This window comes from Streptomyces enissocaesilis (assembly GCF_039533765.1).
GTDB lineage: Bacteria > Actinomycetota > Actinomycetes > Streptomycetales > Streptomycetaceae > Streptomyces > Streptomyces enissocaesilis.
On record NZ_BAAAUD010000061.1, the window covers coordinates 153,823 to 165,553 of the forward strand.

The window sequence follows — 11,731 nt, forward strand, 5'->3', positions numbered from 1 at the left end:
GTCTCAGTCACCTTCAGGGAATCGACCCTCGTCGAGGTCCTTCATCAACCTGTCCAGGCGCCTTGCCGCACCGGCGAGATCGTGTTTCGCCGCGGCCGTTATGACCAGCAGCTTCCGGGTCAGCGCCATCCGTACGCCCTCCGGGACTTGCAGTGTGCGCACCGCTGTGTGTGCTTCTTTCAACCGGTCCGCGACCGCCTCGTAGAGCTCGAGTTGGCTGTCGCGTTCCATGCACCGATTGTGCCATCTGGGGCGAGTTGTCGCCTCCGGCGGGGGCAACTAGTGGAATTGGAGCCTCCAGAAGGCCCCGCAACCATGCGTCGGACCCCTCCCATCTCCGGCGTCTACCACAGGAGTTGAGGCCGAAACATGCTGTTGCCCCCCACCGTGGGCGGTGGGGGGCAACAGAGTGACGGAAAGGTGTCAGACCTGCACCGTGCTGGGCTTGAACGACGGCCTGCGGGCCTCGTAAGCCGCAATGTCGGGCTCGTTCTGGAGGGTGATGCTGATGTCGTCCAGACCGTTCAGCAACCTCCAGCGGGCGTTCTCGTCAAGCTCGAAATCAGCCGTAATGCCTTCGGCCCGCACCTGGCGGTCCTGGAGGTCCACGGTGATCTCCGCCGCGGGGTCCGCTTCGACGAGGTCCCAGAGCGCGTCGACGACCTTCTGGTCCAGTACGACGGTCAGCAGGCCGTTCTTGAGCGAGTTGCCGCGGAAGATGTCCGCGAACCGCGACGAGATCACGGTCTTGAAGCCGTAGTTCTGCAGGGCCCACACGGCGTGCTCGCGGGAGGATCCGGTGCCGAAGTCGGGACCCGCCACCAGAACCGTGGCGCCTTCCCGCTCGGGGCGGCCCAGGACGAACTCCGGGTCCTTGCGCCATGCCTCGAAGAGCCCGTCCTCGAAACCGTCGCGGGTGACCTTCTTCAGCCAGTGGGCCGGGATGATCTGGTCGGTGTCGACGTTGCTGCGGCGCAGCGGAACGGCCCGGCCGGTGTGTGCGGTGAAAGCTTCCATGGCCATGGTGATCAGGCCTCCACGAGCGTCGGAACGTCGGACAGGTCGACGGGCGCGGCCAGGTGGCCCAGTACCGCGGTGGCGGCGGCGACCTGCGGCGACACCAGGTGGGTGCGGCCGCCCTTGCCCTGCCTGCCCTCGAAGTTGCGGTTGGATGTGGACGCGCAGCGCTCACCGGGGGCGAGCTGGTCCGGGTTCATGCCCAGGCACATGGAGCAGCCCGCGTGCCGCCATTCGGCGCCGGCGGCCGTGAACACCTTGTCCAGACCCTCCTCGATCGCCTGGAGGGCGACCCGTACGGAGCCGGGGACGACCAGCATGCGCACGCCTCTCGCGACTTTGCGGCCGTCCATGAGCGCGGCCGCGGCCCGCAGGTCCTCGATGCGGCCGTTGGTGCACGAACCTACGAAGACGGTGTCGACCTTGATCTCGCGCAGCGGCTGCCCCGCGGTCAACCCCATGTACTCCAGGGCCTTTTCGGCCGCGAAGCGCTCCGAAGCGTCCTCGTACGAAGCAGGGTCGGGGACGCTGGCCGACAGCGGCGCGCCCTGGCCCGGGTTGGTGCCCCAGGTAACGAACGGCGCCAGTGCGGCGGCATCGATGAAGACCTCCGCGTCGAAGACGGCGTCGTCGTCGGTGCGCAGCGTCCGCCAGTAGGCGACGGCGGCGTCCCAGTCCTCGCCCTGCGGGGCGTGCGCGCGGCCCCGCAGGTAGTCGAAGGTGGTCTGGTCGGGAGCGATCATGCCCGCCCGCGCGCCGGCCTCGATCGACATGTTGCAGATGGTCATCCGGGCTTCCATCGAGAGCTTCTCGATGGCGGAGCCGCGGTATTCGAGGACGTAGCCCTGGCCGCCGCCGGTGCCGATCTTCGCGATGACGGCGAGGATCAGGTCCTTGGCGGTTACGTCGGCGGGCAGTTCGCCGTCGACCGTGATGGCCATGGTCTTCGGCGGGGCCATCGGCAGCGTCTGGGTGGCCAGCACGTGCTCGACCTGCGACGTGCCGATGCCGAACGCCAGCGCGCCGAACGCGCCGTGCGTGGAGGTGTGGCTGTCGCCGCAGACCACGGTGGTGCCGGGCTGGGTCAGGCCCAGCTGCGGTCCCACCACGTGGACGACGCCCTGCTCGACGTCGCCGAGCGGGTGCAGTCGTACGCCGAACTCCGCGCAGTTCTTGCGCAGCGTCTCCAGCTGGATCCGGGAGACCGGGTCCGCGATCGGCTTGTCGATGTCGAGGGTCGGGGTGTTGTGATCCTCGGTGGCGATGGTGAGGTCGAGCCGCCGCACCCGGCGGCCGCTCTTGCGGAGGCCGTCGAAGGCCTGCGGGCTGGTCACCTCGTGCAGCAGGTGCAGATCGATGAAGAGGAGGTCCGGCTCGCCCTCGGCGTGCCTGACGACATGGTCGTCCCAGACCTTCTCCGCAAGTGTCCTACCCATCGCTTTCCCTTCGGCCGGCGTCTTCGCCGGCCCATCTAGAGATCGGATCGCCCTCGCCTCGACCCCCGTACGGGGCGGTGACTGCGGGCCGTTGTGCGGCCTCCCCCACAGATTCGCAAGTTCCCGGAAAAATTGAACTTGCGTTTCACAGAGTGAGACGCGAGTATCGACGCATGGACAACTCTAGCGGCGTCGGCGTTCTCGACAAGGCAGCTCTGGTACTGAGCGCTCTGGAGTCCGGTCCGGCCACCCTCGCCGGGCTGGTCGCGGCGACCGGGCTCGCACGACCCACGGCACACCGCCTTGCCGTGGCACTGGAACACCACCGGATGGTGGCGAGGGACATGCAGGGCCGGTTCATCCTGGGCCCGCGGCTGTCGGAACTGTCCGCCGCGGCGGGCGAGGACCGGCTGCTGGCCACGGCAGGACCCGTGCTCACGCACCTGCGCGACGTGACCGGCGAGAGCGCGCAGCTCTACCGCCGCCAGGGCGACATGCGCATCTGCGTCGCGGCGGCGGAGCGGCTGTCCGGACTGCGGGACACCGTCCCGGTGGGCTCCACGCTCACCATGAAGGCGGGCTCGTCCGCCCAGATCCTGATGGCCTGGGAGGAGCCGGAGCGCCTGCACCGCGGCCTCCAGGGCGCCCGCTTCACGGCGACCGCCCTGTCCGGTGTACGCCGCCGGGGCTGGGCCCAGTCGATCGGCGAGCGCGAGCCGGGCGTGGCGTCGGTGTCGGCGCCGGTGCGCGGCCCGTCCAACCGCGTGGTCGCGGCCGTCTCGGTCTCCGGACCGATCGAGCGGCTGACCCGCCACCCGGGCCGGATGCACGCCCAGGCGGTCATCGACTCGGCAGCACGCCTCTCGGAGGCACTGCGCCGCTCGGGCGGCTGAGGGCGGGAGGGCAGCCGGGGCGGCCGGCCAGGCCGAGGGGGGGGTACCGGTCCGCGAGCGGGCCGGAGCGCCGCCCCGCTCAGATGCGCTCGGCGTCGTTCTTTCCGGAGTACCTGAGCCGCAGCCGCAGCCTGGCGTCCACCGTGCGGATCTCCACCGATTCGCAGAGGCTGCGTATCAGCCACAGCCCGTCGAACGGCCCGGCCCGCTCACCGGGGGGCGCGAACCCCGCCCAGGCCGCCGGAACCGAGGTCGCCGGCCCGGTGGCGGACAGATCCCAGGCGACGATGCCGGGCTGCTCCCAGGCGCATACCCGCGCACCTGTCGCCCCGTGGTCGAACAGGCAGGCCAGCGCCTCGTTCACGACGATCTCGGCCATCGCCAGGCGCGTCCCCGCGAGGCCGGCCGCCGCGGCGCTGCCGCGCACGAAGGCGCGTACGGCAGCAGGTGTGGCCGGTCCGTCCAGCCGGTCCGCGCCCGGGGGCGGCGGGGGCAGCGGGGCGTCCGCCGCCGCGTACGCGTCCGGATCGACGTACGCCGCGCAGGGCAGGATCTCCGCCCCGGCCACGTGTCCCGGGTGGGTGGCGCGGGCGGCCGCCGCGACGTCCTCGGGAACCGTCCTGGTGTCGTACGGACAGATCATCCAGAGGTCGGCGTCCGCGAGCAGCACGTTCAGCCCGGACTCCATGCGCTTCCACTCCGCGATCTGACGGGCGGACCTGCCCGCCCACAGGGGCTCGGCGATGATCCGCGTCCGCCGGCCCGGCACCTCGCGGCGGTTCACATAGCGCAGGAACGAGGAGACGCGCTCCACGGGTCTGCGGCCGAAGTAGGCCGTCTCCGCCGTGTCGAGGCCGTGGGCCCGCGCGCCGAGGGCGTCGCGGAGCAGCTCGATGTTGGCGGGCGTGGTCGCGGCGAGCACCGGCTCCCCCGCCTCCAGCCCCTCCTCGGCGAAGGGGAGGGCCATCGCGAGGAACGCCTCGTCGCTGTCGTACAGGGAGGCGTGGTGGACGAAGCCCGCGCCGCTCGTACCACTGTCAGTTGCCATGGCCGCCTCCCAGGCGCAGGCCGGGGGTCTCGTCCCAGCCGACCAGTGAGATCACTTCACGCAGATGCGGAGCGAGGCCCACCAGCTCCACCTGGCTTCCCGCAGCACGTGACCGGGCGAACGCCATCAGCAGCCGCAGCCCGCCGAGATCGAGGAACTCCAGTCGGGACAGGTCGAGTTGGATGTCTCCGTCGACCTGCTCGACCGCCTTCAGGGCGGCACGGAGGTGCTGGTGGCCCTGTGCGTCCACGACACCTTCGATCCGGAGTCCGTCGGGCCGGCGGGTCCGGACGACGCATAACTCCGCGGTGCGTACGAGGGGTTCCAACGCGGGCGCTCCTCGGGTGGGCGGGTGCGTAAGACTGCGGTGCGCGGCACAGCGTAGCGCTGGGCGCGGGCCCGGTCCGCCCGTGCGGGCAGCCGGTATGCGAGAAGGCCCCCCGCGCAGCGCGGGAGGCCTTCTTCGTACGTACCCCCGACCGGATTCGAACCGGCGCTACCGCCTTGAGAGGGCGGCGTGCTAGGCCGCTACACAACGGGGGCCTTGCAGAAACGAGCTCTGCGAGCTGGGCTACCAGGACTCGAACCTAGACTAAGGGAACCAGAAACCCTCGTGCTGCCAATTACACCATAGCCCATGGTGGTTTAGACCAATGCGGTTTAAACAGTACCCCCGACCGGATTCGAACCGGCGCTACCGCCTTGAGAGGGCGGCGTGCTAGGCCGCTACACAACGGGGGCCCTAGCGATCCTTGCGTCATCGCATCCGGGAGCGACCCGAAGGTGATGGAAAGAAAGGATCTGTACCCCCGACCGGATTCGAACCGGCGCTACCGCCTTGAGAGGGCGGCGTGCTAGGCCGCTACACAACGGGGGCCTTGCAGATGCTGCACTTGAATCAACAGCTCCTGCGAGCTGGGCTACCAGGACTCGAACCTAGACTAAGGGAACCAGAAACCCTCGTGCTGCCAATTACACCATAGCCCACCAAAACTCAACCCCCTGGTGGGGGGTTTGTTTGGTTTGCGCTTCCCGTGCCGGACCTTTCGGCCCTCTCGGGCGGCGCAGAAAGAACATTACCCGAAGGTGGACGGCGCTCCAAAACGGGTATCGCCCCGCAACAGGCCAGGTAGCTGCTCAAGGCCGGTGATCCGGACGAGCTCCGGCCGGCCGCCGACTCCGCCGCGGTCGAGCCAGATGCCCGCCAGGCCGGCGGCGTCCGCGCCCCGGGCGTCGATGTCGGGCTGGTCGCCGACGTACGCCACCTCGTGCGGGGGGAGGTCCAGCGCGTCGCAGGCCGCGTGGAACGCCTCGGCCGCGGGTTTGGAAAAGCCCAGCTCGGCGGCGCACAGCAGCGCCTCGAAGCGGTCGCGCACGCCGAGGATCCGCAGCTTGCGGTCCTGGTTGTGGATGCTGGAATTGGACAGCACGGCATGGCGGTAGTCGTCCGCCAGGACGTCCAGCGCCGGGACGGTGTCGGGGAACAGCTTCCAGGCGGCCTCGTAGTGGGCGACGTACCGCAGGAACCACTCGTCCGCCGCGTCGTCGCTCAGCGGCGTGCCGAGGAAGGACCGGACGCGGTCGCGCCGCTGCTCCTCGAAGCCGGCCTCGCCGGCGGCGAACCGCGCCCAGTGCACCTCGGTGAGCTCGCGCCAGCGGTCGAGGGCCTGGTCGACGGAGTCGTACCGGTCCAGCAGGCCCTCGGCCGCGAGATGATCGCGCATGCCCGCGGTGTCGGCGGTCGCGTAGTCGAAGATCGTGTCGTCGATGTCCCAGACCACGGCGCGGATCGGCATGCTCCGACGATACCCGCGCCGCCCGCCCCCGGCCGGGGGCCCGGGGGTCGCCCCCGAAGAACCCCCCGAAGAACACAGTGCCGATGTCCCGGACCACGGCGCGGACCAACCTGCCCAGACGGCACGGGAAGGGCCCGGAAGCCGGTGCGGCTTCCGGGCCCTTCGTGCGTACGGGCGTGACTAGGCGGCGAGCTTGGCCAGGGCCGCGTCGACGCGGGCGAGCGTCTTCTCCTTGCCCAGGATCTCCAGGGACTCGAAGAGCGGCAGGCCCACCGTGCGACCGGTGACCGCTACGCGGACCGGGGCCTGGGCCTTGCCGAGCTTCAGGCCGTGGGCCTCGCCGGCGGCCAGGACGGCCTCCTTGAGGGACTCGGGGCTGGTCCAGTCGGCCGCTTCGAGGTTGGCACGGGCGGTGGTGAGGAGCGGGACCGGCTCGCCCTTCATCGCCTTCGCCCAGGACGCCTCGTCCTCGACCGGCTCGTCGAGGAAGAGGAAGTCGACGTTGGCCGTGATGTCGGACAGGACCGTCACGCGGGTCTGGGCGTGCGGGGCGATCCGCTCGAAGGCCGCGCGGTCGAAGGAGTCGGGCTTCCAGTTGGCGTACGGCGCCTTCAGCCACGGTTCGCAGGCCGCGGTGAACTCCTCCACCGAGAGCTTGCGCAGGTGCTCGGCGTTGATGTGCTCGCACTTCTTCAGGTCGAAGCGCGCCGGATTGGCGTTGACGTCCGCGATGTCGAAGGCGGCGACCATCTCCTCGATCGTGAAGATGTCGCGGTCCTCGGCGATGGACCAGCCGAGGAGGGAGAGGTAGTTCAGCAGGCCCGCGGGGAGGAAACCGCGCTCGCGGTAGAGGTTGAGGGACGCCTCGGGGTCGCGCTTGGAGAGCTTCTTGTTGCCCTCGCCCATGACGTACGGGAGGTGTCCGAACCGCGGGATCTCCTTGGCGATGCCCAGCTCGATCAGCGCCTTGTACAGCGCGATCTGGCGCGGGGTGGAGGACAGCAGGTCCTCGCCGCGCAGGACGTGGGTGATCTCCATCAGCGCGTCGTCGACCGGGTTGACGAGCGTGTAGAGGGGGGCGCCGTTGGCGCGGACGATGCCGTAGTCCGGGACGTTGTCCGGGTTGAAGGTCAGCTCGCCGCGGACCAGGTCCGTGAAGGTGATCGGCTCGTCGGGCATCCGGAAGCGCACGATGGCCTCGCGGCCCTCGGCCTTGTACCGCTCGATGCGGTCGGCGCTCAGGTTGCGGCAGGTGCCGTCGTAACCCGAGGGCTTGCCGGCGGCGCGGGCGGCGTCGCGGCGCACCTCCAGCTCCAGGGCGGTGCAGAAGCACTCGTACGCGTAACCGCCCGCCATCAGCTTCTGCGCGACGTCCTTGTAGAGGTCCATCCGCTGCGACTGGCGGTACGGGGCGTGCGGGCCGCCCGCCTCGGGGCCCTCGTCCCAGTCCAGGCCCAGCCAGCGCAGCGAGTCGAGCAGCTGGTGGTACGACTCCTCGGAGTCGCGGGCGGCGTCGGTGTCCTCGATGCGGAAGACCATCGTGCCGCCGTTGTGCCGGGCGAACGCCCAGTTGAACAGGGCGGTGCGGACCAGGCCCACGTGGGGGTTGCCGGTCGGCGAGGGACAGAAACGTACACGTACGGGTGCGCTAGCCACGCTTGATCACCTTGTTGGTGAGAGTGCCGATGCCTTCGATGGTGACGGCGACTTCGTCGCCGACGTTCAGGGGCCCGACCCCGGCCGGGGTCCCTGTGAGGATGACGTCGCCCGGGAGCAGCGTCATGGCCTCGGAGATGTGCACGATCAGGTCCTCGACGGAGCGGATCATGTCGCTCGTGCGCCCCAGCTGGCGCTGCTGCCCGTTGACCGTGCACTGGACGGTGAGGTCGGCGGGGTCGAGATCCGTCTCCACCCAGGGGCCGAGCGGACACGAGGTGTCGAAGCCCTTGGCCCTGGCCCACTGCTTCTCGCGCTGCTGGACGTCGCGTGCGGTGACGTCGTTGGCGCAGGTGTAGCCGAGGACGACGTCCTTGACGCGCTCGCGCGGGACCTCACGGCACATGCGGCCGATGACCACGGCCAGTTCGGCCTCGTGGTGCAGCTCGCTGGAGAAGGAGGGGTACGCGATGTCGTCACCCGGGCCGGTCACCGAGGTGGACGGCTTGAAGAAGGTGAGGGGCGCGTCAGGACGGCCTTGATCGTCGAGGACGGCGTTGCCCAGCTCCGCCGCGTGCTCCGCGTAGTTGCGGCCGACGGCCACGACCTTGCTGGGGAGCACGGGCGGCAGGAGCCGGACCTTGCTCAGCGGGACCTTGACGCCGGAGAGCTCGAAGTCGGCGTACGGGATGCCCTTGATGATGTCGAGGACGAGGTCTGCCTCTGCGCCGGGGGCGCTGGGACCCTCAACCGCGCCGAAGGCGACATTGCCGTCGATGGAGAACCTGGCGATGCGCACGGGATGCTGCCGCCCCTTACTTGCTGGCTGGCCGGAGACTGACGCTCCAGGCTAACGCGGCCGAGGGGTCCCGCCTCCCGTGACGCCGCCGCGTCCGCCTAGGCGGCGGGGGCTTCCATGAGGACGGTCCGGCGCGGGTTGGCGGTCTCGGCGGGGAGCTCGACGGGGTGCTCCGGCCGCTCGGCCGTCCGCAGGTCCCTGGCGTCCTCGAGGTGCGCCAGCGTGGTGCGGCGCGGGTTGGCGGTGCTGCGGAACATCGTCGTGGTGTTCATCTGTTGTTCAAGCCTTGTCGGTACGGGCGCCCGTCGGCCGGACGCGGTGATTGCCGGATTCGCCATCCCTGTAAAGCGTCAGGCTAAACACCCGTTTCCCCGTCAAAGATGTGAAGCAGACGGGAACAGTGTGTGAGTTTCCTCACGAGATGGCAGGCATATCGATCATTTCGGGCGGGATTTGGTGGTCGGAGAAACGGACATTGCCCCACCGAAGCCATCATTCCGCTCCTGATCATCAGGACTGGGACACCCCCCACCCCTAAGCGACTCGCTCACTTTTGCCCCTTTTGCCCCTGAACTGTTTCTACAACTTGTCACGCGCCCCTCACGCCGTGTCACGCCGGTCACGGCCCGACACGCGGGCCTTGTTGGAGATCCGGCACTGTGCTGGAATTCCCCGGACCGCCGCGAGATTCCAGCCGGCGCGCAGGGCGCAACGCAGCGCCGAGTGGCGGCGGGAAGGGGAGAAGCGCCGGTCACTCACGACCACCCATGGGGCCGTTCGGTGCCCCACGACTCGACACCGTTCCGCCGTTCGCGCGGAGGAACGCCTGGTCCAGAGGTTGCGACGCTAGTGCAGGGACGTTTCAAGAGGGATGGCAGCGCTGCGGCGGAGCAGGAGCCGCGCGGGACCGACCGCGGATCCTCGCCCCAGCACGCCCAGAAGCACGCTCGGGCCGCGGTCGGCGACGGTGGCGGCGATCGTGCCGTGCGCACCGGGGCCAGGGGCGGCGGCGAGCAGGCTGCTCAGGCGGCTCCCGTGAGAGCCGGCGAGCCCATTTCCACCGGCTCGCGAATAGCCCTGCGCAACTGGCGCATCAGCACCCGTCTGGTCTCCCTGCTGGCCCTGCCGGTGGTCGCGGCGACCACGCTCGGTGGTCTGCGTATCAACGAGTCCATGAACGACATGGAGCAGCTGGAGCACATGCAGCTGCTGACCGAGATGACCAAGCAGGCGACCGAGCTCGCCACCGCGCTCCAGGAGGAGCGCGACAAGTCGGCCGGTCCGCTCGCCAACGGCACCAGCCCCGCCGACTTCAAGGTGAAGGGTCCCCGGGACAGGACCGACCGGGCCAGGGACGCGTTCATCGCCGGTACGAACAGCGTCGAGACGGAAGGCGACGAGAGCCTCCGGAGCATCCGCGTCAGCCTCCGGGACATCGCCGGCCGGCTGAACTCCATCCGCCAGATCCGCGAGGACGCGTACCAGGAGACGTCCAACTCGCAGACGGTCAACAACTACAGCCAGCTGATCACCTCGCTGCTGAGCCTCTCCCAGGACATGGCGCAGGCCACCTCCAACCCGGAGATGATCAAGCGGACGCGCGCCCTGGCGGCCTTCTCGTCCGCCAAGGAGTACGCCTCCATCCAGCGCGCCATCATCGCCGCGGCGCTGCCGGCCAACAACCGGGAGACGGGCAAGCTCAACGAGGGCGACCGGCTCTTCGCCAAGTCCGCGATGGAGAACGAGGACGCGGCGCGCAATTCGTTCGCCTCCGTCTACGTGGGCGACGCCGAGAAGCTGACCGCGTCGCTGGACACCGGCAAGCCCGAGATCGAGGCCGCCGACAAGTACGCGCACCGGATCCTGCAGACGTCGGGCGGGCTCAGGCGTGAGCTCCCGCGTTCGTACATGGACTGGACGGACGCGGACTCCAACAAGATCCTGGCCATGAAGCGGATCGAGGCCACGCTCCTCAACGAGATGGAGCAGAAGGCCCGTGAGCTGCGCGAGGAGTCGCAGCAGGACGCCATCCTCAACGGTGCGCTGATCCTGCTCGTCCTCGGTGTCTCACTCGTCGGCGCGTTCGTCGTGGCCCGCTCCATGATCCGCTCGCTGCGCCGGCTCCAGGACACCGCCACCCGGGTCGCCCAGGACCGCCTCCCCGAGCTCGTCAAGCAGCTCTCCGAGGCCGACCCGCAGGACGTCGACACGTCCGTGGAGTCCGTCGGTGTGCACTCGCGCGACGAGATCGGCAAGGTGGCCGCGGCCTTCGACGACGTGCACCGCGAGGCGGTCCGCCTCGCCGCCGAGCAGGCGCTGCTGCGAGGCAACGTCAACGCGATGTTCACCAACCTGTCGAGGCGTTCGCAGGGTCTCATCCAGCGCCAGCTCTCGCTCATCTCCGAGCTGGAGTCGCGCGAGGCCGACCCCGACCAGCTGTCCTCGCTCTTCAAGCTCGACCACCTCGCGACCCGCATGCGCCGCAACGGCGAGAACCTGCTCGTTCTCGCCGGTGAAGAGCCCGGCCGCCGCTGGACCCGGCCCGTGCCGCTCGTCGACGTCCTGCGTGCCGCCGCCTCCGAGGTGGAGCAGTACGAGCGCATCGAGCTGTCCTCGGTGCCGGGCACCGAGGTCGCGGGACGCGTCGTCAACGACCTCGTGCACCTCCTCGCCGAGCTGCTGGAGAACGCCACGTCGTTCTCCTCTCCGCAGACCAAGGTCCGCGTCACCGGTCACGCGCTGCCCGACGGGCGGGTGCTCGTCGAGATCCACGACACGGGTATCGGCCTGTCGCCGGAGGACCTCGCGGCGATCAACGAGCGCCTCGCCTCGCCGCCCACCGTGGACGTCTCCGTCTCGCGCCGCATGGGTCTGTTCGTGGTCGGCCGCCTGTCCCTGCGGCACGGCATCCGCATCCAGCTGCGCCCCTCCGACTCCGGCGGCACGACCGCGCTGGTCATGCTGCCCGTCGATGTCGCCCAGGGCGGCAAGCAGGCGCCGGCCAAGACCGGCGCGGCGGCCCAGCCGCAGGTGCCCTCCGGCCCCGGCGCCCGCGGGCCGGCCGGCGGCGCCGCCCGGCCCGGCCT

At 69.9% G+C, this 11,731-nt stretch carries 11 protein-coding genes and 5 tRNA genes; 2 read left to right on the plus strand and 14 right to left on the minus strand.

The annotated features are described in order from the left end of the window. Nucleotides 1-3 precede the first annotated feature (3 nt). From ABD374_RS31175 to leuC, 3 genes are all read right to left on the minus strand, one after another. The gene (locus ABD374_RS31175; protein WP_344499909.1) at nt 4-231 is read right to left on the minus strand and encodes an SCO5555 family protein; all 228 of its coding nucleotides are present in this window, start codon (nt 229-231) and stop codon (nt 4-6) included. Nucleotides 232-423: 192 nt separating this feature from the next. After that, entirely contained in the window at nt 424-1,017 is a 594-nt protein-coding gene (leuD, locus tag ABD374_RS31180; protein WP_344499947.1) for a 3-isopropylmalate dehydratase small subunit, read from the minus strand. A gap of 11 nt (nt 1,018-1,028) precedes the next feature. After that, nucleotides 1,029-2,453, minus strand: a complete 1,425-nt coding sequence (gene leuC / locus ABD374_RS31185) for a 3-isopropylmalate dehydratase large subunit (protein ID WP_344499911.1) — start codon at nt 2,451-2,453, stop codon at nt 1,029-1,031. Between the two features lie 173 nt (nt 2,454-2,626). Here leuC and ndgR point away from each other — a divergent pair, with 173 nt between their 5' ends. Continuing rightward, nucleotides 2,627-3,346: an IclR family transcriptional regulator NdgR gene (gene ndgR, locus ABD374_RS31190; RefSeq protein ID WP_028813744.1), complete on the plus strand. Its 720-nt coding sequence runs from the start codon at nt 2,627-2,629 to the stop codon at nt 3,344-3,346. 79 nt (nt 3,347-3,425) lie between these two features. Here ndgR and ABD374_RS31195 read toward each other — a convergent pair whose 3' ends face one another. The 11 genes from ABD374_RS31195 to ABD374_RS31245 form a co-directional block, all read right to left on the minus strand. Beyond that, the gene (locus tag ABD374_RS31195; protein WP_344499913.1) at nt 3,426-4,394 is read right to left on the minus strand and encodes an anti-sigma factor RsbA family regulatory protein; all 969 of its coding nucleotides are present in this window, start codon (nt 4,392-4,394) and stop codon (nt 3,426-3,428) included. Next, nucleotides 4,384-4,722: an STAS domain-containing protein gene (locus ABD374_RS31200; protein WP_344499915.1), complete on the minus strand. Its 339-nt coding sequence runs from the start codon at nt 4,720-4,722 to the stop codon at nt 4,384-4,386. The genes ABD374_RS31195 and ABD374_RS31200 overlap by 11 nt, the downstream gene beginning before the upstream one ends. A gap of 142 nt (nt 4,723-4,864) precedes the next feature. Next, nucleotides 4,865-4,937: transfer RNA gene (locus tag ABD374_RS31205), tRNA-Glu, on the minus strand. Nucleotides 4,938-4,960: 23 nt separating this feature from the next. Further along, a tRNA-Gln gene (locus ABD374_RS31210) sits at nt 4,961-5,032 on the minus strand. Between the two features lie 30 nt (nt 5,033-5,062). Next, nucleotides 5,063-5,135 (minus strand) — tRNA-Glu (locus tag ABD374_RS31215). A 63-nt stretch (nt 5,136-5,198) separates the two neighbouring features. Further along, nucleotides 5,199-5,271 (minus strand) — tRNA-Glu (locus tag ABD374_RS31220). A gap of 38 nt (nt 5,272-5,309) precedes the next feature. Further along, nucleotides 5,310-5,381, minus strand: a tRNA-Gln gene (locus ABD374_RS31225). 89 nt (nt 5,382-5,470) lie between these two features. Continuing rightward, nucleotides 5,471-6,190: an HAD family hydrolase gene (locus ABD374_RS31230; RefSeq protein WP_344499917.1), complete on the minus strand. Its 720-nt coding sequence runs from the start codon at nt 6,188-6,190 to the stop codon at nt 5,471-5,473. Between the two features lie 180 nt (nt 6,191-6,370). Then, nucleotides 6,371-7,846: a glutamate--tRNA ligase gene (gene gltX, locus ABD374_RS31235; protein WP_344499919.1), complete on the minus strand. Its 1,476-nt coding sequence runs from the start codon at nt 7,844-7,846 to the stop codon at nt 6,371-6,373. After that, nucleotides 7,839-8,645 carry a fumarylacetoacetate hydrolase family protein gene (locus ABD374_RS31240; RefSeq protein ID WP_344499921.1) on the minus strand — a complete coding sequence of 269 codons (807 nt, stop codon included), beginning with the start codon at nt 8,643-8,645 and terminating at the stop codon, nt 7,839-7,841. The genes gltX and ABD374_RS31240 overlap by 8 nt, the downstream gene beginning before the upstream one ends. A gap of 98 nt (nt 8,646-8,743) precedes the next feature. After that, nucleotides 8,744-8,917 carry a hypothetical protein gene (locus ABD374_RS31245; protein ID WP_344499923.1) on the minus strand — a complete coding sequence of 58 codons (174 nt, stop codon included), beginning with the start codon at nt 8,915-8,917 and terminating at the stop codon, nt 8,744-8,746. Between the two features lie 577 nt (nt 8,918-9,494). Here ABD374_RS31245 and ABD374_RS31250 point away from each other — a divergent pair. Beyond that, nucleotides 9,495-11,731 (plus strand): sensor histidine kinase (locus ABD374_RS31250; protein ID WP_344499925.1); only part of this gene is annotated, 2,237 nt, incomplete at its 3' end.

What these genes read in the sequence shown, in the direction of transcription:
- ABD374_RS31175 (WP_344499909.1), bottom strand. Translation starts at nt 231, where the DNA reads ATGGAACGCGACAGCCAACTCGAGCTCTACGAGGCGGTCGCGGACCGG.
- leuD (WP_344499947.1), bottom strand. Translation starts at nt 1,017, where the DNA reads ATGGAAGCTTTCACCGCACACACCGGCCGGGCCGTTCCGCTGCGCCGC.
- leuC (WP_344499911.1), bottom strand. Translation starts at nt 2,453, where the DNA reads ATGGGTAGGACACTTGCGGAGAAGGTCTGGGACGACCATGTCGTCAGG.
- ndgR (WP_028813744.1), top strand. Translation starts at nt 2,627, where the DNA reads ATGGACAACTCTAGCGGCGTCGGCGTTCTCGACAAGGCAGCTCTGGTA.
- ABD374_RS31195 (WP_344499913.1), bottom strand. Translation starts at nt 4,394, where the DNA reads ATGGCAACTGACAGTGGTACGAGCGGCGCGGGCTTCGTCCACCACGCC.
- ABD374_RS31230 (WP_344499917.1), bottom strand. Translation starts at nt 6,190, where the DNA reads ATGCCGATCCGCGCCGTGGTCTGGGACATCGACGACACGATCTTCGAC.
- ABD374_RS31245 (WP_344499923.1), bottom strand. Translation starts at nt 8,917, where the DNA reads ATGAACACCACGACGATGTTCCGCAGCACCGCCAACCCGCGCCGCACC.